21 protein-coding genes, 1 tRNA gene and 1 pseudogene are annotated in these 22,175 nt (G+C 60.9%); 12 read left to right on the forward strand and 11 right to left on the reverse strand.

Annotated elements, in window-relative coordinates:
- Nucleotides 1–352: 352 nt before the first annotated feature.
- Nucleotides 353–2,374, forward strand: coding sequence for an FIST N-terminal domain-containing protein (locus tag PSH94_RS17045; protein WP_305435420.1), 2,022 nt, complete (start codon nucleotides 353–355; stop codon nucleotides 2,372–2,374).
- Nucleotides 2,375–2,447: 73 nt separating this feature from the next.
- On the opposite strand, the gene PSH94_RS17050 is transcribed toward PSH94_RS17045, so the two are convergent.
- Together PSH94_RS17050 and PSH94_RS17055 are read right to left on the reverse strand one after the other, a co-directional pair.
- Entirely contained in the window at nucleotides 2,448–3,794 is a 1,347-nt protein-coding gene (locus tag PSH94_RS17050; RefSeq protein ID WP_305435423.1) for a hypothetical protein, read from the reverse strand.
- A 107-nt stretch (nucleotides 3,795–3,901) separates the two neighbouring features.
- Nucleotides 3,902–4,417: a hypothetical protein gene (locus tag PSH94_RS17055; RefSeq protein ID WP_181075613.1), complete on the reverse strand. Its 516-nt coding sequence runs from the start codon at nucleotides 4,415–4,417 to the stop codon at nucleotides 3,902–3,904.
- A gap of 190 nt (nucleotides 4,418–4,607) precedes the next feature.
- Here PSH94_RS17055 and PSH94_RS17060 point away from each other — a divergent pair, with 190 nt between their 5' ends.
- From PSH94_RS17060 to PSH94_RS17080, 5 genes and pseudogenes are all read left to right on the forward strand, one after another.
- A complete protein-coding gene (locus PSH94_RS17060; protein ID WP_305435424.1) occupies nucleotides 4,608–4,841 on the forward strand; it encodes a hypothetical protein in 234 nt (77 codons plus the stop codon).
- 79 nt (nucleotides 4,842–4,920) lie between these two features.
- Nucleotides 4,921–5,328 (forward strand): hypothetical protein, encoded by a 408-nt coding sequence (locus PSH94_RS17065; protein ID WP_181075617.1) that lies wholly within the window; start codon nucleotides 4,921–4,923, stop codon nucleotides 5,326–5,328.
- A 52-nt stretch (nucleotides 5,329–5,380) separates the two neighbouring features.
- Nucleotides 5,381–5,800, forward strand: a pseudogene (locus PSH94_RS17070) (alpha/beta hydrolase family protein); the annotation flags it as partial.
- 290 nt (nucleotides 5,801–6,090) lie between these two features.
- Nucleotides 6,091–7,317 (forward strand): MFS transporter, encoded by a 1,227-nt coding sequence (locus tag PSH94_RS17075; RefSeq protein WP_253508639.1) that lies wholly within the window; start codon nucleotides 6,091–6,093, stop codon nucleotides 7,315–7,317.
- Between the two features lie 11 nt (nucleotides 7,318–7,328).
- On the forward strand, nucleotides 7,329–8,717 hold the full coding sequence (locus tag PSH94_RS17080) for a PLP-dependent aminotransferase family protein (protein WP_305435426.1): 1,389 nt from the start codon (nucleotides 7,329–7,331) through the stop codon (nucleotides 8,715–8,717).
- On the opposite strand, the gene panB is transcribed toward PSH94_RS17080, so the two are convergent.
- A complete protein-coding gene (gene panB, locus PSH94_RS17085; RefSeq protein ID WP_305435428.1) occupies nucleotides 8,705–9,520 on the reverse strand; it encodes a 3-methyl-2-oxobutanoate hydroxymethyltransferase in 816 nt (271 codons plus the stop codon). The genes PSH94_RS17080 and panB overlap by 13 nt on opposite strands.
- Nucleotides 9,521–9,684: 164 nt before the next feature.
- On the opposite strand from panB, the gene PSH94_RS17090 reads away from it, so the two are divergent.
- Nucleotides 9,685–9,846 carry a DUF2986 domain-containing protein gene (locus tag PSH94_RS17090; protein WP_181075625.1) on the forward strand — a complete coding sequence of 54 codons (162 nt, stop codon included), beginning with the start codon at nucleotides 9,685–9,687 and terminating at the stop codon, nucleotides 9,844–9,846.
- Between the two features lies 1 nt (nucleotide 9,847).
- Here the strand turns inward: PSH94_RS17090 and PSH94_RS17095 are convergent, their stop codons facing one another.
- Nucleotides 9,848–11,059, reverse strand: coding sequence for a YeeE/YedE family protein (locus PSH94_RS17095; protein WP_305435431.1), 1,212 nt, complete (start codon nucleotides 11,057–11,059; stop codon nucleotides 9,848–9,850).
- Nucleotides 11,060–11,189: 130 nt separating this feature from the next.
- Between PSH94_RS17095 and PSH94_RS17100 the strand changes: the two genes are divergently transcribed.
- Nucleotides 11,190–11,369: a DUF1289 domain-containing protein gene (locus tag PSH94_RS17100; RefSeq protein ID WP_027604002.1), complete on the forward strand. Its 180-nt coding sequence runs from the start codon at nucleotides 11,190–11,192 to the stop codon at nucleotides 11,367–11,369.
- A gap of 9 nt (nucleotides 11,370–11,378) precedes the next feature.
- On the opposite strand, the gene PSH94_RS17105 is transcribed toward PSH94_RS17100, so the two are convergent.
- A complete protein-coding gene (locus tag PSH94_RS17105) occupies nucleotides 11,379–12,176 on the reverse strand; it encodes a DNA/RNA non-specific endonuclease (RefSeq protein ID WP_181075629.1) in 798 nt (265 codons plus the stop codon).
- A gap of 93 nt (nucleotides 12,177–12,269) precedes the next feature.
- Nucleotides 12,270–13,487: an MFS transporter gene (locus tag PSH94_RS17110; protein ID WP_305435435.1), complete on the reverse strand. Its 1,218-nt coding sequence runs from the start codon at nucleotides 13,485–13,487 to the stop codon at nucleotides 12,270–12,272.
- A gap of 123 nt (nucleotides 13,488–13,610) precedes the next feature.
- Here PSH94_RS17110 and PSH94_RS17115 point away from each other — a divergent pair, with 123 nt between their 5' ends.
- The gene (locus tag PSH94_RS17115; RefSeq protein ID WP_305435437.1) at nucleotides 13,611–14,261 is read left to right on the forward strand and encodes a TetR/AcrR family transcriptional regulator; all 651 of its coding nucleotides are present in this window, start codon (nucleotides 13,611–13,613) and stop codon (nucleotides 14,259–14,261) included.
- A 35-nt stretch (nucleotides 14,262–14,296) separates the two neighbouring features.
- On the opposite strand, the gene PSH94_RS17120 is transcribed toward PSH94_RS17115, so the two are convergent.
- Complete coding sequence (locus PSH94_RS17120) at nucleotides 14,297–14,755, reverse strand: Hsp20 family protein (protein ID WP_181075634.1); 459 nt, start codon at nucleotides 14,753–14,755, stop codon at nucleotides 14,297–14,299.
- Nucleotides 14,756–14,924: 169 nt separating this feature from the next.
- A complete protein-coding gene (locus PSH94_RS17125) occupies nucleotides 14,925–16,778 on the reverse strand; it encodes an ABC transporter ATP-binding protein (protein ID WP_305435439.1) in 1,854 nt (617 codons plus the stop codon).
- Between the two features lie 126 nt (nucleotides 16,779–16,904).
- Between PSH94_RS17125 and PSH94_RS17130 the strand changes: the two genes are divergently transcribed.
- Complete coding sequence (locus PSH94_RS17130; protein WP_181075638.1) at nucleotides 16,905–17,717, forward strand: DUF1206 domain-containing protein; 813 nt, start codon at nucleotides 16,905–16,907, stop codon at nucleotides 17,715–17,717.
- A gap of 112 nt (nucleotides 17,718–17,829) precedes the next feature.
- On the opposite strand, the gene PSH94_RS17135 is transcribed toward PSH94_RS17130, so the two are convergent.
- Nucleotides 17,830–17,905 (reverse strand) — tRNA-Asn (locus tag PSH94_RS17135).
- Nucleotides 17,906–17,965: 60 nt separating this feature from the next.
- A complete protein-coding gene (locus PSH94_RS17140; protein WP_181075640.1) occupies nucleotides 17,966–18,862 on the reverse strand; it encodes a LysR family transcriptional regulator in 897 nt (298 codons plus the stop codon).
- Nucleotides 18,863–18,963: 101 nt separating this feature from the next.
- On the opposite strand from PSH94_RS17140, the gene lldD reads away from it, so the two are divergent.
- Nucleotides 18,964–20,106, forward strand: coding sequence for an FMN-dependent L-lactate dehydrogenase LldD (lldD, locus tag PSH94_RS17145; protein ID WP_266246224.1), 1,143 nt, complete (start codon nucleotides 18,964–18,966; stop codon nucleotides 20,104–20,106).
- A 273-nt stretch (nucleotides 20,107–20,379) separates the two neighbouring features.
- The gene (locus PSH94_RS17150) at nucleotides 20,380–21,306 is read left to right on the forward strand and encodes a GGDEF domain-containing protein (RefSeq protein ID WP_181075644.1); all 927 of its coding nucleotides are present in this window, start codon (nucleotides 20,380–20,382) and stop codon (nucleotides 21,304–21,306) included.
- 21 nt (nucleotides 21,307–21,327) lie between these two features.
- Here the strand turns inward: PSH94_RS17150 and PSH94_RS17155 are convergent, their stop codons facing one another.
- Complete coding sequence (locus PSH94_RS17155) at nucleotides 21,328–22,107, reverse strand: TenA family transcriptional regulator (RefSeq protein WP_219855123.1); 780 nt, start codon at nucleotides 22,105–22,107, stop codon at nucleotides 21,328–21,330.
- Nucleotides 22,108–22,175: the final 68 nt, after the last annotated feature.

Below are 22,175 nucleotides of genomic sequence, written 5' to 3' on the forward strand. Positions count from 1 at the left end.
GGCCAATACAAGTCTTATGACTTTAATGTTCCCCTGTGGCGAGGGAGCATGCTCCCGCTGGGCTTAGAGGGTCTTCAATACCCCCCAGTGAACTGGACCGCGAGAAGGGACCTATAGGGATATAGGTGTAAGCAATAAGCCAGAATGACTTTAGATATACAGTCGCATGCTGTGAGCCTTGACTATCGGGCTGAACCAGAACCGCGCCGGCGGTCCGCTTTTGGCCGAAAGCCCCCCTCACCGCGTCCTTCCGTCGCACCCCACCACCTCACCCTCCAGCCCCCACCCAACCCGCCGATAACCCTACTAACCGCATGCCCCCCCGCATCCCCATTCGACCGAGCCCCACCCCATGAATCCACTCGCCCTTCTGAAAAAATCCCGGCCCGCTCGCCAAGGCACCACCACCCTCACCTGTACCGCCAGCGACCTGGACGCTGCTTTAGCCGCCCAGCGCATCACGCCCACGCTGATCACCGGTTTCATCTCGCCGCACCTGGACATCGACGCCATCGCCGCCAAGCTCAAACGCCGGTTCCCGCACTCCACGATCAGCCTCTGCACCACCTCCGGCGAGCTCTGCAATGCGCCCAATTCGCTGTATTGCGCCACCGGCGAGCGCTGGGATCGGATTGTGTTGCAGTTGTTCGACGACAGTGTGATCGCCTCGGCCGAGGTGGTGATGGTGCCGTTGGAGTGCGAGGACATTCGCAGCGGTGGCAAGCGCCTGGGCATGCAGGAGCGAATTGCCAAGTTGGTGGCCAATATCAAGCGTGTGCAGGTGCGCACGTCGATCGATCATCGCGATACGCTGGCGTATGTGGTGTTCGATGGGCTGTCGGCGTCGGAGTCGTTTTTTATGGAGGCGTTGTATGAGTCGGGGCGGTTCCCGTGTTTGTTTGTAGGGGGATCGGCCGGGGGTAAGTCGGATTTCCAGAAGACGCTGATTCATGACGGCCAGCGCAGCTATCAGAACCATGCACAGATTGTGTTCCTGAAGACGGCGGAGCATGTGCGATTTGGGGTGTTCAAGAGCCAGAACTTTAAACCGGCGGATTTGACCTTCAGCGTGCTGACTGCTTCGGTGGAGGACCGCACCATTGACCAGGTCATCGACAGCGCGGGCAACATCAAGAGCATGGTGCAGGCGTTGTGTGATGCCTTCAATTGCACGCCCCAGGCGCTGGAGCCGAAGCTGGCGGATTATTCGTTTGCCATCCGCGTGGGCAGTGAGTTGTTTGTGCGCTCCATCGCGCGCATCGACTATGAGCAGCAGATCGTGCAGCTGTTCTGCGACGTGGCGCCGGGCGAAGAGTTGGTGATGGTGCGGCGTACACCATTGCGCGAGGCGACGCGCCGGGACTATGAACAATTCCTACGCGGCAAGGGCGGCCAACCGGTGGCGGGCATCTTGAATGACTGCATCTTGCGGCGGCTGAACAATGGCGCCGAACTGGGCAGCATGGCTGGCACGTTCGGCGATGTGCCGCTGGCGGGGTTCTCCACCTTTGGCGAAATCCTGGGTTTGAACCTTAACCAGACACTGACGGCGATTTTCTTTTTCCGGGTGGGCAAAGGCGCAAGTTTCAGTGACGAGTACGTGGACAATTTCATCGCCCATTACGGCGAGTTCAAGGCATTTTTCTTACGTCGGCAGGTGAAGAAGCTGGCGGGATTGAACCATGTAGTGGTCAAGCAGATTGCCGCGTTCAAAAACAACGACTTTGCTAACACCCTTAATACCCGCGGGCTGGATCGCAATATCCTGCCGGTGTTCGAGGGACTAGCGGACTTGGGTATGGTGCTGGCCCAGGCAGAGCGCCAGCAGGAAGACATCGCAGCGCAACTCAAGCATTACTCGGGCGAGTTGCACGCGTCGATGGATGAATTGGTGGGGACCATCGACCAGCAGAACGCGGTGTCGGCCCAGGCCGGGTCCACGGTGGAAGGCTTGTCCAGCCAGGCGGATGTGGCGGTGGAAGGGGCGCGTACGCTGGCGGGTTCGAGTTTGCGTATTCAGTCGATCGTGCAGGTGATCCAGCAGATCGCCGGGCAAACCAACCTGCTGGCGCTCAACGCGGCCATTGAAGCGGCACGCGCCGGTGACCTGGGCCGTGGGTTTGCGGTGGTGGCGGACGAAGTGCGCAAACTGGCGGAAATCACCCGTAAGAATGCGGCGGAAATCGGCGTGGATATTGACCTGCTGTCCAGTGAGATCCAGCGCGTTGCCCAACAGATCGAAGACCAATCCACCGGGGTCGGCGCGCTGCGCGAGATGCTCGATGCGCTTGAAGCGTCGAGCCGCGCCACTGAGGGCACGGCGCAGCGGACCAAGACGATTGCCGATACGTTGACGGGGCTGACGCATGCGTAGGGGCAAACCGCGCCGCCGGGGCTGTAACGCTCGTTCGCTGCTAGCCACCGCAGCGCTCGGCTGATGCACCGTTTCACGGTTTTAAACTTTTGATCAGGTTGAACACATTGCCGGCCCAGAACCAACGCTTGGTCGGCGTTTCGCGGTTGCCTGAAAGGGCCTCAAGCAGGGTGCGGTCACGCGTTGCGCCTGTGGCAAGGCCAGGCTCTGAGCGCTGCGGACCAGCAAGATCAGAAGGCTCGACTGGCTTGATCAGCAAGCCAGTGGCCTGGTCTATTGTATAGCCCGCTGCCTTGCCTTTTTCAAAGAGGGTCCAGACGCCGTTTAGTCTACCCGCAAGTGCCTCGGAGGGCGCAAGCCTCATGGATTCGTGGGTGGTCACAACGATGTTGTCTTCGACCGGGGTCGCTTTAAAAGTGGTGAACTCATCGCCGAGCGCAGTTTGCATGCCACCTTCGTCAGAGAACCTATTCACCATTTTTTCCAGGAACGGCAGGCCGCCGATATTGGAGAGCGCCCCGTAATCCGGATTGAGGATATGCCGCAAATAGCCCTGATCAAGTCGGGTACTGGTAATGGCCGTACCGTTCAATATGCGTGAGGCCGTTTCGGCGTCTTCTTGCTTGAAGTTGAACGTTACGCGATAGCCCTGTGCATCGTAGCCATTATTGGAGCTCAACTGCTGGCGCCCATCGGTCGCACGACGATAGCTGCCAAGTGAATGAGCCAGTTGGTCCACGTAGCCCAGATCGGCACCCTCCTCCTGTAAGTAGGCGTACATATCCGAGATCAGTGCACGATCATCGCGGTGCAAAAATTCAAAAACGCTCTGGCCCGCGTTCTCGTAGGTCGCAGGCGGCAGGGCGACCGGCGGCTCGTGGCTACCGAACAAGCGCGCAACCATCAGCTCGCGGCCGGGACCTGGCGTTGAACTGGCGACTGTCGGAGACACCGCAGACTGCATCTGCAACCAAGCGGCGCGTCGTTCATTAATGGTGAAGATGCCGCCGTCATCGTGGGCAATCAAGCTCAGTTGATCGCGGGCCAGGTCTTTGAACGGGTTGACGTCACTGCCGTTGACGAAGCCGGTAGCTTGCCGAGCCCGCGCCCTCAGGACCGGGTCATCGGCAACGGGAGTCTCTGCGTCGTGCTGCGCTTTACCGGCGATATAGTGGCCGCCTGTGATCGGTTCAAGCAGTTTGGGGTCTTGCTGGACGACACGGTTCTCGGCATGTATTGCGGCTTCACTTAACTGACGCGCAAGGATCGAAACGGTCTCGGTCGCCGTGTGACTATTGGGTGAAATAACCACACTCGCACGCTCACTCGCAGGCACGACAGCATGGTCGCCATAGACACTAACGGACCGACTTGCCAAATCACGGTAAGACGACGAGGCATCAGGATTTAGATTGACCACGACGGCACCCCTCCTTCATAAGGGAGTAGCGATAACGCTACCTAAAAACACCTCCAGTTACTATAAGTCATCCGCAGAGGATTTAGCTGCGGGCACTTCGCGCCGCATCAATATCGATATCGGAAAGTTACCGAGTCGGCACCCGCAGGTCGGGTATAAGGGGGTGTTCCACCTAATACATAATGCTTGATAGTGACGCGCACACCGTGATCAAAGCTCTGGTTATTAAAGTCGTAAAGAGTTCCGGACGATCCCGAGCGTATATCTACACAATTTTCTTGAGAACTGTAAGGACGGTAATAGCAAAACTGCACCCGTTGAGTCACGCTGCCTGGGTAATAAGTGGTATTCCATTGAATTTCCAGCAACTGCTTGGGATTTATGAGTGTGCCTTGTGGAATATCCGAGGTAAAAACATTAAAACTTACGAGCCCAACACCAGGACTGGTATCAGAATTCGACAAAACAAGTACGGGGCTTGGGGCGCCAACTTTGGTGATAGACTGCTCCTCCGCATCTGATTTTCCACCTACCAATATCATCCATACAAAAAGCAATACAACGGTGAATGTCTTTAAACTCAAACTACGTAGCAATAACGAGGACATAACTGGACTGCTCATATCGCACCTTCCTGTCATAATTGGCCAATCTAATTAATTCCAATCCTGCAATATGAATACGCCTCTACCATTGCATGAATTTTCAGCCAAGGTAAGTTACCAACGTCCTAAAAACATGAAGTCCCTATCTGTAAGACCTTTATGTAAGAACTCGCCAGCAACTTCCTAATCCCGTCTTGCAGCTATAAAAATGCCTGTTTTTCGGCGTCGTGTTCGCCCTTCAAACGCCGCGCAAACAGGTGTGGATATCGACGTGTTATCGGGCAAGCTCCAGCACGTTGCCCAACAGAGCGAAGACCAATGCTCCGGCGTCGGCGCGCTGCGCGAAATACTTGACGCGCTGGGACCGTCCAGCGCCACCGAAGGCACGGCGCAGCGAACCAATACGATTGCGGATACGGTGACGGGGCTGCCCCAAGCGTAAGTGGCGAGGACGTCCTTTCGTTGCGCTGCGGGAGGAGAAAACATCTACAATCGCGCTCCCCCAAGCTCGGAGTGCTGCCATGCCACGTTTCCTGCCCCTGCTTCTGCTGCTGTTACCCGGCATGGCTCATGCACTCCCGGCCCTGCAGGACACCACACTGTACGGCGAAAAAGCCAAGGACTGCCAAGACGTCGACCTCGCCACCTGGCAGCACCCGACCCGCACCCTGCTGGAGAAAAACAGTTTTCAGCTCGAACGCATCCAGCTCTGTAACGGAGGGCGTTATCCGATTTTTCACGTGCAGGCACCTTACGATCCCCGGGGTCAGACCAAGGATTTTTTCTTGCCGCTGTACGAAAATATGCGCAAGGCCAACGGTAAATGGCCCTTCGCATTAGTCGACCGCAGTGACGCGGTGGTGGTGTATGTGAGCTACCCGCAAAGCAACGGAATATCGCTGAATTATGAGGGTTACGCGATGCCGTAAGCGAACGCCCCGGGTCATGACACTCGGCCTCCGATCAAGGACGATATCACCAATGAAAACCGCACTGCGCACCCTGCTCCTGCTATCCCTGGCCACTCCCGCCTTCGCTGCCCAAAGCCCTGTCGACTTCAAGACCGCAACCCTGCCCGATGTGCAAAACAACCGCCCGTTGGAACTGACTGTCTGATACCCCGCCGCTACCGGCGCGGTGCCCGAGCTGATCGCCGACAATGCGGTGTTCGTCGGCGCCCTCGCCGTGCAGAACGCGCCGGTGGTGGCCGGGGAGCCTCCGCTGGTGGTGCTGTCCCACGGTTACGGCGGCAATTGGCGCAATCAGGTGTGGTTGGCCAGCGCATTGGCGCGGCTGGGCTATATCGTGGCGGCGGTCAATCATCCTGGGACCACCAGCAAAGACCGCAGCCCCGCCGCCGCCGCGCAGTTGTGGCAAAGGCCCAGGGACGTGAGCCAGGCCACGGGCGGTAATTCAGCAGCAGGTGGTGGGGCTGATCAGTGAGTTTTTGCGGCGCGCGTTTCGCAATTAAGCAACGCAGGTTGCTCACTCACAATGCATCAAATGATCGTTGCAACGCGCAGCGCGGGACCGATCATCACATACGCCTAGCTCAACCCCCTCACATCGATAGCACTGATGATTACTATCGAACCGCTCGCCTATAGGGTGGCCAGGCCCGATTCCTATAATCGCCTCCCATTCTTCCCCTTCGCCTGGCCTCAGGCGACATTCCCTTGGAACCCAGTACCATGCCAAGCGCCCCTCAGGCCCCCAGCGGCCGTCCCGAACATAATCAACAAAGCGTCAAACAGCAGTGGCTGGCGATTCTCTCGGTCGCGGTGGGGGCATTCGCCCTGGTGACCAGTGAGTTTCTGCCGGTGGGTGTGCTCAACGACGTGGCCGGCGACCTCGGTATCAGCGCCGGCCACGCCGGGCTGATGGTCACGCTGCCGGGCATCATGGCCGCACTCGCCGCCCCGTTCCTGTCGGTGAGCATCGGCGCGATGGACCGACGCTACCTGCTGATCGGCCTGACGCTGATCATGATCATCGCCAACTCGGTCGTGGCCTTTGCCAGTGATTTCAGCCTGCTGTTATTCGGCCGTGTCTTGCTGGGGATCAGCATCGGCGGTTTCTGGGCCACGGCCATCGCCCTCAGTGGGCGCCTGGCGCCCAGGGGCGTGGACGTGGCGAAGGCCACCTCGATCATTATGATGGGCGTGACCCTGGCCACCGTGCTCGGCGTGCCCGTGGGCACCTGGCTCAGCGGCCTGATGGGGTGGCGCATGACCTTTCTGGTGACCGCGCTGCTGGGCGTTCCGGTGCTGCTGGCGCAGGTGTTCCTGCTGCCCCGCCTCACCCCGGAAAAGGCCATTCGCATCAGTGACCTGCCGGCGTTGTTTATCAACCCACAGGCGCGGATCGGGTTGATCGCGGTGCTGTTGATCGGCCTGGCGCATTTTGCGGCCTATACCTATGTCGCGCCGTTCTTCAAATACAGTTCCGGCTTCGATGGGCCGACGATTGGTTCGCTGCTGTTGCTGTTCGGCGTGGCCGGGGTGTTCGGCAATATCTTCGCCGGTTTCGCCGCCAACCGCAGTGTGCGTCACACCCTGTTGCTGGTGGCCCTGATGATCGGCACCAGCACCGCGCTGTTCCCTCACTTCGCCACCGGTATGACCGGCGCCGCCATGCTGATCGGGCTGTGGGGCTTCGCCTTCGGTGCCTTCCCGGCCTGTGCCAGTATCTGGATGTTTGTGGTCGCACCCAAGGATGTGGAGCGCGGCATGCCGCTGTTTGTCGCGTTGTTCCAGGTGATCATTGCCTTGGGTTCGTTCTTCGGCGGGCGCATCGTCGACCAGTTGGGCAGCTCGGTGCTGTTGAGCCTGGCCACGGCCCTGGTGGGCTGCGGTTTTGTTACAGTGCTGGTGCTGGGGCGCAACATCAGTAATAGCTTGGCGGCCCAGCCTGGCTAACCCGAGGGCTCATGGATACCGCCGACGACGCTTCTTTCGCCTATCAGGCGGTGTACCGTTACCTCGTCGAGTTGATCGAGGCGAGCCCTTCGACAGCTGAACGCAAGCTGCCGTCCCTGCGCCAGTTGGCACAGCGCCTGGGGGTGTCGGTGTCGACCACCAAGTACGCCTACGCGCTGCTGGAGGACGAGGGACGTGTCCAGGCCAGGCCCAAGCTTGGCTATTTCACTCGGGCCGTGCCGGCGCTGTTCGCGCGCGAAGGTTCGCCTGATTTGCTCGACCGGGTATTCGCCCATGCCCGCCAGCCGGGCATGCTGGCCCTGAGCAGCGACGCCCCGGCGATGCTGCTGTCGTTGGAAAACCCCTTGTTGATGATGGAGCGCGAACTGGCCCGCCAGTACCCACGCTCCCTCACCCCTCTGTACCTGCCATTCGGCGAGCCCGAGTTGCGTGCGGCGCTGGCCGCGCGCTACACCCAATCCACTCACAACTATTGGCAAGCCGAACAGGTGTATATCGGCTCGGACCTGCACAGCGTGCTGGACCTGTCGCTCAGCGCTTTGGGGTTGCGCGGCACGCTGGCGGTGGTGGAATCGCCGTGTTCCTGGGCGGTGCTGCGTCAATTGCAGGCGGCGGATATCCGCGTGATTGAAATGCCCCTCGGCGCGGACGGGCGCTTCGACCTGGCCGCCTTCCAGGCGCTGCTGGAGCGAGAGCCGATCCGCCTGGCCGTGCTGTCATCCAGCGTGAACGCGCCCCAGGGCGGCGTGATGCCGGCGCAGGATAAACAGCAGATCTGCGCCTGGCTGGCGCAGCAGGATATCTGGCTTTTCGAAAACGACACCTACGGCGAGCTGTATTTCGAGGCGCGCCCCGCCCGCTACCGCGACTTTGCCGACCCGCAGAAGCTGTTGGTGTTCTCGACCTTCGACAAGGTGATCGGCGCGGAGGCGCCCTACGGCTATGTGCTGTGTCGCGCGCAAGGGTCTCAGTTGCAGCGGTTGTTCCTGGCGCGCGGGTTTCGCCTGTCGCCCATCCGACAGAAAGCAATCGCCAAGCTGTTCACCTCCAGGCGCATCGACCAGCACTTGGTGACGCTGCGCGCCGCATTGCGGGAACGGATGACGCGCCTGAAAGCCCTGCTCGGAACGCACGACGAGTGGCACGTGGTCGAACCCCAGGGCGGCGCGAGTTTCTGGCTGGAGGCCAGGCGCCCGGTGGACATGCGGCAGGTGTTCGAGCGCCTGCTGGCTCAACGCATCGTGATCGCCCCAGGCCAGTTGTTCAGCCTGCACGGCAGCTGGGCGCAGCACGTGCGCCTGAGCTACACCCTCGACTGGAGCAAGGACATCGCCCAGGCCGTGCAGTTGCTGGCCCGGGCGATCCGTCACAGCCCGTAGCAGTGCCGCGCTTCGGGGAAGCGGCCGTGGCGCACGTCGTCAGCGAACTGCCCGCACGCCTCGCGGATCACCGCGCCGACATCGGCGTACTGTTTGACGAAGCGCGGCAGACGCTCGCCGCCCAGGCCCAACAGGTCCTCGGTGACCAGCACCTGCCCGTCGCAGGCCGGTGAAGCGCCGATGCCGATGGTGGGCTTGTCCGAATCGTGGGTAATCTGCCGCGCCACGCCTTCGGCCACCCCTTCGAGCAGCAGGCTGAAGGCGCCCGCCTCCAGATTGGCGCGGGCGTCTTCGGCAATCACGGCGCCGGTTTGCGCCGTGAGCCCCTGCGCTTTGAACCCACCCATTACATTGACGAACTGAGGCATCAACCCCACGTGCGCCATCACCGGAATACCGCGCGCCACCAGAAACGCCACAGTGCCCGCCAACGCTTGGTTGGCCTCCAATTTGACCGCGTCGCAGCCCGTGCGCGCCAACACCTGGGCACAATTGCGAAAAGCCTGTTCATGGGATTCCTGATAGCTGCCAAACGGCATGTCGGCAATCACACAGGCCAGGCGGGTGCTGTCGACCACCGCGCGGGTGTGGCCGATGATTTCTTCGAGCTGCATGCTCAAGGTCGACGCCCGGCCATAGCCGACCATGGCCGTGGAGTCACCGACCAGAATGAAGTCCACCAGTGGGTCGATCAGCTTGGCGATAGCGCTGGTGTACGCCGTGAGGGAGACGATTTTCTGCTGGCCTTTCATGGCGACCAGCTCAGGCACGGTCATGCGTTGGGTTCGGATGTGCAGGCTCATGGTGTGTTCCTTATAGCGTTCAATACTCGGGAGTTGCGGGGCCCGAGTATTAGCCAAAGGCATGGCGATTCAATGCACAGATCGGCACTGAAAAACGACCCAGGCAGCGGGGCCGGGTTTTGAAGCTGGTATCATCCGCGCCTGCACACTCCAGGTAACTACCTATGAATCGCCAGAAAAAACTGCAACAGCTGTTCAAGGCCAAGGCCAAAAAGGCCAGCGCCAAATTGGCACCCAAAAGCAAGGACCGCTATATCAGCAAGGCCGAGCGGGAAAAGCTGGCGGCCGAGGCCGCACAGGCGCCAAGCGTTTGCCCGGAGGACTGATTCAGCAACCGCTCAGCGCCACCTGGGGCCGCTCGCCCGCAAAGAAAAACGGCCGCAGGCGCACACCCACGCTGTTACCGATAAACGCCGCCACCAGCCACACCCAGCCATGCAGGCTGCCCGAGGCGATGCCGCTGAAGTAGGCGCCGATGTTGCAGCCGTACGCCAGGCGCGACCCGTAGCCGAGCAGCAGCCCGCCGATCACCGCCGCCAGCAGCGAACGCGCCGGGATCTTCAGGCTGGGGGCAAAACGCCCGGCCAGGCCGGCAGCCAGCAGCGCACCGAGGACGATGCCGATGTCCATGACGCTGGTGATGTCTTCCCATACCGGCGCGGCCAGGGCCTTGGCATTGCCCGGCATTTGCCAGAACGCCCAGCTGGCCACGTCCACACCCAAGCCGCTCGCCACCTTGGCGCCCCACAGCGCGAATGCCGACGTAATCCCCCACGGCCGCCCGGCCAGCGCCAAGGTGGCGTAGTTGAGCAGCGCCAGGCCAATCGCGCCCCACACCAATGGCCAAGGCCCGCGCAGGAAGCGACGCAAGCCGTGATGTTCGCTCGTGACGCCCGCTTCCAGCTGGCCGTGACGGCGTTTTTCCAAGCGCACGGTGACGGCCGCAATGATCGCAAACATGGCCAGGCTGGCGAGCAGCGCGGGCATTACGCCGAAGCTTTTGACGATGGACACCGCCGGGAACGCCGGCAGCGCAAACCACCAATCCACATGGTGCGTGGCGATCAGCGAGCCGCAGATAAAGAACAACAGGGTCACCAGCATGCGTGCATTACCGCCGCCCACCGTGAACAACGTGCCCGAGGCGCACCCGCCGCCCAACTGCATGCCGATGCCGAAAATAAACGCGCCAACCACCACCGACACCCCGGCCGGCGCCACCAGCCCGACCACCGGTTGCCCGAACAAGGTGCCCGCCCCCAGCGCCGGGAAAAACAGCAGCACCGCCAGCGCCAGCATCACCATTTGCGCCCGCAGGCCGGCGCCACGGCGATCATTGATAAACACGCGCCAGGCGGAGGTGAAACCGAAAGCAGCGTGGTAGAGGGTCAGGCCCAGTGCGGCGCCGACCACCAGCAACAGCACCTGGCGCGAGCCGACGCTGCTTTGCAGGAACAAGGCGCCCAGCACCAGGATCATAAAGGCTACCAACGGTGCGACAGGCCGGCGCGCGGGAGCGAGAGGAAGCGAGGTGCTCATGAGGTATCTCGGTTGGTTTGAAGAGGTGATTGCGAACGGGTGAGTATAACCTGTGGGCGCTGTCGAGCTTCAGCGAGGCGGCGATAGCGCTGACAGGATGCGTCCCTTTACGGTTTTGCGAGGTGAAATCTTGGCTAAAGACATCGAAAACCCCTGCGTCTCCACTTGCCAGCTCAGCGGCGACCTGTGCGTCAGCTGCGGGCGCAGCAAGGACGAGATCCGCAAGTGGAAACGCATGAAACGCCCCGAAAAAATGGCCGCGGTGCAACGCGCAACCCAACGCTTGAAAGCGTTGAAAAAAGCCAGGTAAGCCGCTTGATCAGGTGCGCCCGACCGACCCCGACACCGGCAGATTACCCAGCAGTTTAAGCCCGGTGCTTTTCACGAAGGCGTCGTAGTCCATGGGCTTTTGAATGCGGGTCTCGGCGTTGGGCAACACGTAGGCCCAGGCGCGCTGGGACGATGCGTCGTACACCAGCTTGAACAGCCGCGTCGGCACCCAGACCTGGTTGGCACCGATGGTGCCGTAGCCCTCGTCGAACAACGGCCCGGTGAACACGTACACGTCGCCGCCGGCGCGCAAGGCGAACTTGCGAACATCGGCCTCGACCTTGCTCCAGATCTTGCGGTTGTTGGTGGGGTCCTGGGGCACCATGTTCGACAGCGCAAACGACTGGGCCATGGCCTTGGCGTCGGGTGCATCGGCAGCGGGGGATTGATGGCCGCGATCCATGGCCGGTTGCAGGCCACGGTAGTCGCTCAGCTCCGCGCGCGCGCCCTTGGGAATGCGCGGGTCCGCATAGAAATGGTTGGTACGTTCTTCGCCTTTCGCGTCCTTGAGCTGGCGCGCGTTGAGACGCTCCACCACCACCAGCGGCGTCTTGCTGGTCTGCGAATACAGCACCGCGAAATGGTCGGAGCACAACGCCAGGGGTTTCATGCCGGCGGGGATGGTCGCGGTTTTGATCGGCGTCGCGCCTGGAAAGACATCGGCGCAGTGGTCGAACGACAATTGCCGTTCCTGAGGGGAGTAAAGGTCTATCGCGCCACGAGCCTGTGCCCCGGCTGAAAACAAAACAAAGGCCGATAGCCCAACTGCAATTTTGCGTAGGTGCATGGATTGAATCTTCGAAAGAGAGTGACGCGGCAGGCCCCGCGTACGGGGCCAAGTGAATGATATTTCGAGGATTATGGACTAACGAATGTCAGATTAGTGCCCGAGCGATGTAGGTTTTCCCGCACCCCGCGCGCCCGGCTTGAAGCCATGGGCGCTGGCCGCCCAGGCAATGGCAAACGCCACGCCCACCAATAGCAGCATCGCCCACGCAAATGCGGCCACACCCCACGTGTCCAGCAGCACCCCACCTGCCACGCCGCTGCCCGCGATCGCGCTGTTCCACGCCACCACGTTCAGCGACAACGCCACATCCGCGCCATCCCCCGCCGCATCCGCCAGGGCGGTTTGCAGCAAGGTCGCGGCACCGCCGAAGCTCAGGCCCCATACCGCCACGCCGAGGTAGATCACCTGCGGCACATGCCCCAGCAAACCGAATAGCACGCTTACCGCCGCGAACGTCGCCAGGCTCACCAGCACAGTGTTGCGTAATAACGGCTCGACCAGTCTGGCCGTGACCCAAATGCCCGCTAACGCGGCGATGCCGAAGACCAGCAGCACCAGGTCCACGCGCTCGGCCAGGCCCGCCGGCGTCACGAATGGAGCAATGTAGGTGTACAGAATGTTGTGGGCCAACATCCAACTGATCACCACCGCCAGCACCGGGCGTACGCCCGGCGTGGTCAATACCTTGCGCAATGAGCGGCGTTGATGCGCGGGCTGCGGCGCAAAGTCCGGGACTTTCACCAACACCCAGCCGATCAGCACCAGGCTCACGCCCGACATCAGCCCGAAGGTGGTGCGCCAGCCCACCAGGCCACCGAGCCAGGTGCCCAGCGGCACACCCAGCGACAGCGCAATCGGCGTACCCACCATCGCCAACGCCAGCGCCCTGCCCTGTTGATGCGGCGCGACCATGCGCCGTGCGTAACCAGCCAGCAGGCTCCAGGCCAGCCCCGCCGCCACCCCGGCGAAAAAGCGCGCCACCAGGGTTACGCCATAGTGGGACGACAACGCGGTGATGGAATTGAACAGCAGGAAGCCGACGATGGTCAGCAGCAACACGTTGCGCCGGCGCCAGCCGCGAGTGGCAATGGTCATGGGGATCACCGCCAGCACCGACCCCAGCGCATACGCGGTGACCATCTGCCCGGCCATCGACGGCGAAATCTCCAGGCCGTCACTGATCAACGGCAACAGGCCGGCGGGCAGGGTTTCGGTGACGATGCAGATGAAACCGGTCATCGCCAGCGCGAGCAGGGCGCCGATGGGCAAGCGGTCGGACGAAGCCGATAACGTCAGTGAGGGGGTCACGGGAAACTCCTTGTGGAACGGATTTAGATACTGATCGATACAAATGTTGCAGGGGACCGCAACGCGTTGTCAACGACTTATGTATCGACTAGTATTTATCTCGTTTTGCAAAGGAGACGCCACATGGCACAAATAGGCCGCCCGCGTAGTTTTGACCGTGAACAGGCCGTGGAACAGGCCCTGCATCTGTTCTGGCAGCACGGCTATGACGCCACTTCCCTGGCCCAGCTCAAGGCCGGACTGGGCGGCGGTATTTCCGCGCCCAGTTTTTACGCCGCCTTCGGCTCTAAAGAAGCATTGTTCGAGGAGTGCGTGCAGCGCTACCTGGCCACCTACGCCCAAGTTACCGAATGCCTGTGGGACGAATCCCTGTCGCCGCGCCAAGCCATCGAAACCGCACTGCGCCAATCGGTACGCATGCAATGCGAAGACGGCCACCCCAAGGGCTGCATGGTGGCGCTCGGCGTGATGAGCGCGCCAAGCCCGGAGAACGCGCGGGTGGCGAATGCGCTTAGCCAGTCGAGGTTGCGCACGCGGGCCGGGATTGTGGCGTGTGTGGAACGGGCTGTGCGTGATGGCGAGTTGCCTCAGACGACCGAGGCTGCGGTGATGGCGAGCGTGTTTGACAGTTTTTTGCAGGGGGTGTCGATCCTGGCGCGGGATAACGTGCCCCATGCAAGACTCGATGCAGCAATCAGCCAACTGCTGGTGACGTGGGACGTCGCGGCCTCTACCGCGGCGCCCGCTGAGCGTGAAGTGGGTTGCGAAAAATAAAGGCGCTCCGAAGAGCGCCTTTATTCATTGCTGTATTACTGCTCGCTGATCGACTTCACGTCAGCCTTGCTCGCACCGCCAATCGCAATACGCTTAGGCTTGGCTTCCTCCGGCACGACTCTGAGCAGATCAATGCTCAACAAGCCATTGGAGAGCTGCGCGCCCTGCACTTCGATGTGGTCGACCAGGCGGAACGACAAGCGGAACGCGCGCTGGGCGATACCTTGGTGCAGGTAGGTGACGTTTTCATCGTGTTCGCGCTTGCCGCCGGCGACGGTCAACACACCTTTTTCTACCTGGATCTCCAGGTCGTCCTCCACCAGGCCGGCAGCTGCGATAACGATCCGATAGTGGTCATCACCGTGCTTTTCGACGTTATGGGGTGGGTACGTGGTACCGGCCTCGCTGCGAAGCGCCGATTCAAAAAGGTCGTTGAAACGGTCAAAGCCAACGGAGTGGCGGAACAGTGGGGCCAACGAGAGAGTAGTAGCCATTGCAAAATCTCCTGAGTTTTCTCCAAGTGATTTGATACGCGACCCGTACTCGGCATCGCGTAAAACCTAAGTAGGTTCAGGGGGAAAAATTTCAAGCGCCGACCAAAAAAAATTTTTCGCGGCAGATGGCTGGCCGTTCGGCCCTTCGGAAGGGGCGTGCTGGACAGGCCTATTCAGTGGTCTCGGCCACCCCCTGATCCTCCCCCAGAAACCCGCCGCTCTGGTGGTGCCATAAGCGCGCATACGTGCCGTTCTTCCTGAGCAGTTCAGCGTGGGTGCCTTGCTCGATGATACGGCCGTTATCCATGACGATAAGCCTGTCCATGGCCGCAATCGTGGACAGCCGATGGGCGATGGCAATGACGGTCTTGCCCTTCATCATTTCATCGAGGCTTTCCTGGATGGCGACTTCCACTTCTGAATCCAGCGCGCTGGTGGCCTCGTCAAGCAGCAGGATCGGAGCGTTCTTGAGCATCACTCGGGCAATGGCGACCCGTTGACGCTGGCCGCCGGACAGCTTGATGCCACGCTCGCCAACCAGCGTGTCGTAGCCCGAGTGACCTTGCTTATCGCTCAGTTGGCTGATGAAACCGTCGGCCTGGGCACTGGCTGCAGCACTGCGGATTTGCTCATCGGTCGCGTCGGGGCGCCCATAGGCGATGTTGTCGCGAATCGAGCGGTGCAGCAGGGACGTGTCCTGGGTGACCATGCCGATAGCGCTGCGCAGGCTGTCCTGGGTGACCTGCGCGATATTTTGCCCGTCGATGCAGATCTGCCCCTTGTCCACGTCGTAGAAGCGCAACAACAGGTTGATGAGCGTGGATTTACCGGCGCCGGAACGCCCTACCAGGCCGATCTTTTCGCCTGGGCGGATGTTCAGGTTCAGGCCATCGAGGACCTGGCGTTCGCCGTTGTAATTGAAGCTCACATTGTCGAAGGTCACCGCGCCGCCGCTGGTGACCAGCGTGGCGGCGTCCGGCGCGTCCTGCACCTTGGGCCCGCGGGTCAAGGTTTGCATGCCATCCTGCACGGTGCCGATATTTTCGAACAGCGAGGTCATCTGCCACATGATCCAGTGCGACATGCCGTTGACGCGCAGCGCCATGGCGGTAATTGCGGCTACCGCGCCGGTGCCGACTTCGCCTTGGTGCCACAGCCACAGGGCATAACCGCCCGCGCCCATGATCAGCGCGACCACCAATGCCTGATTGACGATCTCGAACTGACTGACCAGGCGCATCTGGCGAAAGCCGGTCTGCTTGAAATCCTCCATCGCCGCGCGCGCGAAATGCGCCTCACGCTTTGAGTGGGAGAACAACTTCACGGTGGTGATGTTGGTGTAGGCGTCAGAAATGCGCCCGGTCATTGATGACCGCGCATTGGCCTGTTCCTGCCCGACTTTGCCCAGGCGTGGCACGAAGTACCACATGGCCAGGCCGAATAACGCCAACCAGCCAATGAAAGGCAGCATCAATTTGGGATCAAAGCCGCCGGCCAGCGTGATAAGCGCGATGAAGTACACGCCGATTCCAGGCGCCATCTCGATCAGGGTGAACAGCACCTCGCGTACCGACAGCGCCGTCTGCATTACCTTAGTGGTGACGCGGCCGGAGAACTCATCGGAGAAAAAGGAAAGGCTCTGTCGCAGCATCAGTCGATGGAAATCCCAACGCAGCCGCAACGGCAGATTGATCGCCAATATCTGGTGCTGCACCATCGTGCGCAGCGCAACCAGGCCGATACTGGTCACCAGCACGATACCAATCCCCCACAGCACCCGGCTTTCCTGCCCGGCTGCATCGCCGCCGGCTTGCCAGGTCGACAGCAGGTCCACGACCTGTCCGAGAAAAGAAAACAGCCAGGCCTCGTAAATCGACACACCGGCGCTGAGCAGCGCGAGCACGACGATATAACCACGGGCACCACGGGTGCAGGCCCATAAAAATCGCGCCAGGCCTTCCGGAGGCGGGGGAGTCTCGTCGGGCGGGAAAGGGTCGAGCCGTTGTTCGAATACGCGAAGCATGGGGTTCTCCAGAACGGTCTAGTGAGGGGATTCTGGCATTTAAAGGATGGCTTGAGGGCGTATCGGGATAGAACCCCTCCCGGCAAGAAGGGTCTGCTCTTGAATCAGATCTCAGGAATCCATCGAATGTCAGCGCAAAACAGTCTTGTGATACTTGCTCGAGGAGGCTATGCCGCCCGGGGCGTGCTGTATCTGATCATCGGTATCTTCGCACTGCTGGCAGCCCAGGATTCGACCAAACCCAAGGATAGCCACAAGAGCCTGGAAGCCGTGCTCAGCCAACCGTTCGGCTATTTTTTAATTGGGATTGTGGTAGCAGGCCTGCTCTCATTCGCGTGTTGGCGCGTGCTGCAGGCTACCCGCGACGTCGATCATCACGGCAAGGAATTCAAGGGCCTGGTGATTCGAACCGGTTTATTTGCCGGGGGGATGGTCAATGGCGCTCTGGCGTTTTTTGCGCTGGGTCTACTGATAAGCGGCATTAAAAGCTCGGGCAATTCCACAGGGCAGGCCAAAGACTGGCTGTCCCATCTGTTGTCATGGGAACATTCGAACATGCTGGTGTACCTGATCGCCCTCATTCCGCTCGGAGTGGGCATTGCTCACATCATCAAGGGCTGGAAGGCATCGTTCGAAAAATATTTTGAGGCCGACGAAGATGTCATGCGCTACGTGCGCCCCGTCTCACGATTCGGACTGATCGCCCGTGGCGTGGTGTTTTTAGAAATTGCCGTGTTATTGGCGATCAGCGGTTCCACTTATCAAGCCATGGACCCACCCGGTATGAAAGAGGCACTGGATGCGCTCCAGAACCTACCCGCTGGGTGGTTGATCTTGATGGTGATGGCCCTGGGGCTGATTGCTTTTTCGGCTTACAGTTTCTCTGAAGCGTGCTGGCGCAAGATCAACATGGATGTGCCGGGGGTGGCGAGGACGTAAGACCGTGTTCATTCATAGCGGGATTAGAGACGCGTTCATGCTGTGAGCTTTGACTCCGCCGGAAAAATCCAAGGCAAAAAAAAGCCTGCATCGCTGCAGGCTTTTCCCTATCTGGCTCCACGACCTGGACTCGAACCAGGGACCCAATGATTAACAGTCATTTGCTCTACCAACTGAGCTATCGCGGAATGCGCCGTATGTTACTGATTGAAAAGGAGAAGTCAAGCATTGCCTGGTAAACGGAGCGTTTAGATTCTTTGCGCACTGCCCAGTGGCTGTTCGGCGGCCAGGTCCAGCCAAGCGCGGGCGGCGGGTGGCAAGTGGGCATTGGCGCGCCAGGCCAGGGCGATGTGCCAGTCGGTGTGCGGTTCGTCCAGTGCGATCAAGGCGATGCCGGCGTGTTGATGCTTGTGCGCCAGCATGCGCGGCAGAAAGGCCACGCCCAGGCCGGCGGCGACCAGGTCGACGATGAAGTCGATCTGCCCGCTGCGTGCGGTCACGCGAGGGTTAACGCCTTTGCGTTCACAGGCGGCGAGGATCTTGGCGTTCAGGGCGAAGCCAGCTTCGAACAAAATGAAGGGCGAGTCGGCCAGGTCGGTGAAGTCAATGCGTTCGCGCCCGGCCAAGGGGTGATTGAGCGGCAGCACCGCGATCAGCGGTTCATTACGCACTGGTTGGTAGTCGAACACGTCATCGACCGGCAGCAGCAAGGCGGCCAGGTCCACCTCCCCCGCTTCCAGGCATTCGCGCAGTTTTTTGCTGCCGTATTCGGTCAGTTCGATGTCGATGTCCGGGTAGCGGCTGCGGTAGGTGGCGAACATGGTTGCAAACAGCACGCCGCAGCCCACCGGGGGAAGGCCGATGCGCAACCTGCCACGCTTGAGGCCGCGCAGGTCGTTGATCTCGCTGACCAGGTCGCTGTGTTCGGCCAGCAGTACCTGGGCGCGGCGGTAGGCAATTTCGCCGGCAGCTGTCAGTTGGTTACGATGGCCGAGGCGATTGAGCAGCGGCATGCCCAGCTCCTCCTCCAGGGTCCTGACCGCCTTGCTTACGGTGGATTGGGTCAGGGACACCACCTCGGCGGCCTGGGAGAAGCCGCCCTGGCGCACCACTTCGACAAAGGCGCGCAACGTTCTGAGGTTCATCGGTATTCCCTTGGCGACTGGCAGCCAGTAATAAAAGTTGTTTTTATCATGCCAGAAGTTGGCTTATGGTGGAGCCACCTTGCCCTGTGGATTGACTGTTGATGATCATTTCGTCCGCCTCCGACTACCGCGCCGCCGCGCAGCGCAAATTGCCGCGTTTTCTATTCGACTATATAGACGGCGGTGCCTATGCCGAACACACGCTGCGAGCCAACAGCGCGGACCTGGCCGACATCAGCCTGCGCCAGCGCATCCTGCGCAATGTGGACAACCTCAGCCTCAGCACCACCGTACTCGGCCAGACCCTGGCGATGCCGGTGATCCTGAGCCCGGTGGGCCTGACCGGCATGTACGCCCGTCGAGGCGAGGTGCAGGCGGCCAAGGCGGCGGCCAACAAGGGCATCCCGTTCTGCCTGTCGACGGTGTCGGTGTGTTCGATTGAAGAAGTCGCCTCGCAAAGTCCGCAGGCGATCTGGTTTCAGCTGTATGTGCTCAAGGATCGCGGTTTTATGCGCAATGCGCTGGAACGCGCACAGGCAGCCGGGGTCACCACGCTGGTATTTACTGTGGATATGCCCACGCCGGGCGCGCGTTATCGCGATGCCCACTCGGGCATGTCCGGGCCGTTCGCGGCATCGCGGCGCATGCTGCAGGCCGTCACCAAGCCACAATGGGCCTTCGATGTGGGGCTGATGGGCCGCCCCCATGACCTGGGCAATATCTCCAAGTACCTGGGCAAACCCACCCACCTGGAAGACTACATCGGCTGGCTGGCCAGCAATTTCGACCCATCGATCAGCTGGAGCGACCTGGAATGGATCCGCGAGTTCTGGAAAGGCCCGATGATCATCAAGGGCATCCTCGACCCCCAGGATGCCCGGGACGCGGTGAGCTTCGGTGCCGATGGCATCGTGGTATCCAACCACGGCGGCCGCCAACTCGACGGCGTGCTGTCCACCGCCAAAGCGTTGCCGACCATTGCCGATGCCGTGGGCGATGACCTGACGGTACTGGTGGACTCCGGCATCCGCTCCGGCCTCGACGTGGTACGCATGCTCGCCCTCGGCGCCAAGGCGTGCCTGCTGGGCCGCGCGCCCTCCTATGCGTTGGCCGCCGACGGGCAGCATGGAGTAGAGAACCTGCTGGATATCTTCGCTAAGGAAATGCGCGTAGCCATGACCTTGACTGGCGTGACGTCCGTCGCGCAGATCAACCACGATACGCTCGTGCAGGCAGCCAAATAACTGACGTGGCCCGCTGCGCGCCAGCTCGGGCGGTAGGGAAGCGTCATTGATTTAAAAGGATATTTATTTATTTAAACAAAGTGGCATGAATCTCGCTCTAACCTCTTCCAAGCAGGTCGAGCGATGACACGACGTGCGGCGGTGCCCAGGGGTTAAAACCCTCTGCAAAGCGGTTTAGACTGTTCCCCTGTTTTACGTAACTGACGGAACAGCAAGACCCCTCGCACTCGCCACACTCATCGGGCCTGTAAGACACTTAGAGGCCCTACGCTTATGAAAGCTCCTACCCAGACCAACGCAATTGATTTCGACCGCGCCAAATTGCAACGTCTGGGTTTCGGCCAGCCGTCTCTGCCGCCTCGACGCCCTACGACCATTACTCAACTGCGCCAGCAACTGACCCTGCAGCTGCAGACCAGCCTGGAACCCGAGCGCATCCTCGGCGTGTTCTTTCGTGAGGTGCAACGCCTGGTTCCGCTGGACGCCCTGCATTACCGTCACGAAACCAGCGACCTGCGCCTGGAATTCGGCCAGCGCGGCCACCACTCCGTGAGCTACAGCCTGAGCCACGAAGGTGAACACCTCGGCGAATTGATCTTTCGGCGCAACCAGCGCCTGACAGAGGAAGAGCTGGGCCAGCTCGAATCGCTGCTGGCCACCCTGCTCTACCCGATGCGCAACGCCCTGCTCTACCGTGCGGCGACCCGCAGTGCCCTGCGTGATCCGCTGACCGAGACCGGCAACCGCATCGCCATGGACCAGACGCTGCAACGAGAAATCGACATGGCCCGTCGGCATATGAGCCCGCTGTCCTTGCTGATGCTGGATATCGATCATTTCAAGACGATCAACGACACCCACGGCCACGCCGCCGGCGATGACGTGCTGCGCAGCGTCGCGGCGACCATCAAAGCGCAATTGCGCAATGTGGACATGGTATTTCGCTTCGGCGGGGAAGAGTTTCTGATCCTGCTGTCCAACACCAGCCGGGAAGCGGCGGCAATGGTCGGTGAACGCCTGCGCAAGGCAGTGCAGGCCCAGGACTATTGGGCGGACGGCAAACGGATCGAATTGACGGTAAGCCTGGGTTGTTCGACTTTGCTGGCCGCCGAGTCGGTCGAAAGCGTGCTGCGCCGGGCCGACAACGCCCTGTATGTGGCCAAGCGCGAAGGCCGCAACCGCCTCGCAATGGCGGGGTAGGCACCCCGCCATCGCATCCTGTCAGGCCTCGCTGGCGACGCGTGCCGGGCGCTCGCGCACGGTGGCGCTCGCGATGCCGGCAGGCTTGTCTTTTTCCAGACGCATGCAGCTTTCCAGGAACAGGTACATATAGTCGTAGCTTTTGCACACGGCCTGGCGCAGCTCCACCTGCAGAGCCTTGCTGGGGTTCATCCCGGCCAGGGTGCAGATGATTTCCAGGGCTTCCCATGGGTGCGCATCGTCGTACTGGGCGTGCATCTTCAACCACTTCATCGCCCGCTTGCGCTCCTCCTCGGGGAAGGCCGCCGCGTACACGCCGGTGGAACACACCACGGCCGACCACTCCCCGGTCGCGCCCTCGATCGCGTAGTTGGTGGCGGCAATGGCCACGATCAGCGAGTCGGCCGAACTGGTGTGCCAGCACCAATGACTCAACGCGTGCAACTCAGGCGGTACGTTCTGGGCCTGCAGCTCTTCCAGGCTGACGCCATGGGCCGCGGCCCAATTCACCCAATAATCGGCGTGGTTGAGTTCCACGCGAATATTGCGCATCAGCCACCGGCGCGCCATATCCTCCCCAGGATGGCGGGCAAACTTGGTCTTGGTGAGGTTCTGTGCCATGTATAAGGCAAACTGTTCCACCACAGGCCAGCCACCGATGAGGTAGTGGCGCAGGGTACGTGCGCTCAGCGTGTTATCGCGCATGCGCTGGTACAGTTCGTGTTCGACCACCCGGCGCTTGCTCTCGCTACAGTCCTGGATCAGTTGCTGTGCCCAGGCGGGGTAACTTGAGGCTTCCATCAGCGGGCCGGTTCTGTTGAATGTGTCGATCACTATAAGGCTCCTTTTTAAGTGTGATTTACAGACCG

The organism is Pseudomonas sp. FP2254 (assembly GCF_030687695.1).
GTDB classification, from domain to species: Bacteria; Pseudomonadota; Gammaproteobacteria; order Pseudomonadales; family Pseudomonadaceae; genus Aquipseudomonas; species Aquipseudomonas quebecensis.

Bases quoted from the DNA above. Each gene is read 5' to 3' on its own strand.
- PSH94_RS17150 (WP_181075644.1), top strand. From the start codon at position 20,380: ATGAAAGCTCCTACCCAGACCAACGCAATTGATTTCGACCGCGCCAAA.
- PSH94_RS17045 (WP_305435420.1), top strand. From the start codon at position 353: ATGAATCCACTCGCCCTTCTGAAAAAATCCCGGCCCGCTCGCCAAGGC.
- PSH94_RS17060 (WP_305435424.1), top strand. From the start codon at position 4,608: ATGCCTGTTTTTCGGCGTCGTGTTCGCCCTTCAAACGCCGCGCAAACA.
- PSH94_RS17065 (WP_181075617.1), top strand. From the start codon at position 4,921: ATGCCACGTTTCCTGCCCCTGCTTCTGCTGCTGTTACCCGGCATGGCT.
- PSH94_RS17115 (WP_305435437.1), top strand. From the start codon at position 13,611: ATGGCACAAATAGGCCGCCCGCGTAGTTTTGACCGTGAACAGGCCGTG.
- panB (WP_305435428.1), bottom strand. From the start codon at position 9,520: ATGAGCCTGCACATCCGAACCCAACGCATGACCGTGCCTGAGCTGGTC.
- PSH94_RS17075 (WP_253508639.1), top strand. From the start codon at position 6,091: ATGCCAAGCGCCCCTCAGGCCCCCAGCGGCCGTCCCGAACATAATCAA.
- PSH94_RS17140 (WP_181075640.1), bottom strand. From the start codon at position 18,862: ATGAACCTCAGAACGTTGCGCGCCTTTGTCGAAGTGGTGCGCCAGGGC.
- PSH94_RS17080 (WP_305435426.1), top strand. From the start codon at position 7,329: ATGGATACCGCCGACGACGCTTCTTTCGCCTATCAGGCGGTGTACCGT.
- lldD (WP_266246224.1), top strand. From the start codon at position 18,964: ATGATCATTTCGTCCGCCTCCGACTACCGCGCCGCCGCGCAGCGCAAA.
- PSH94_RS17090 (WP_181075625.1), top strand. From the start codon at position 9,685: ATGAATCGCCAGAAAAAACTGCAACAGCTGTTCAAGGCCAAGGCCAAA.
- PSH94_RS17055 (WP_181075613.1), bottom strand. From the start codon at position 4,417: ATGAGCAGTCCAGTTATGTCCTCGTTATTGCTACGTAGTTTGAGTTTA.
- PSH94_RS17155 (WP_219855123.1), bottom strand. From the start codon at position 22,107: ATGGAAGCCTCAAGTTACCCCGCCTGGGCACAGCAACTGATCCAGGAC.
- PSH94_RS17120 (WP_181075634.1), bottom strand. From the start codon at position 14,755: ATGGCTACTACTCTCTCGTTGGCCCCACTGTTCCGCCACTCCGTTGGC.
- PSH94_RS17125 (WP_305435439.1), bottom strand. From the start codon at position 16,778: ATGCTTCGCGTATTCGAACAACGGCTCGACCCTTTCCCGCCCGACGAG.
- PSH94_RS17095 (WP_305435431.1), bottom strand. From the start codon at position 11,059: ATGAGCACCTCGCTTCCTCTCGCTCCCGCGCGCCGGCCTGTCGCACCG.
- PSH94_RS17130 (WP_181075638.1), top strand. From the start codon at position 16,905: ATGTCAGCGCAAAACAGTCTTGTGATACTTGCTCGAGGAGGCTATGCC.
- PSH94_RS17105 (WP_181075629.1), bottom strand. From the start codon at position 12,176: ATGCACCTACGCAAAATTGCAGTTGGGCTATCGGCCTTTGTTTTGTTT.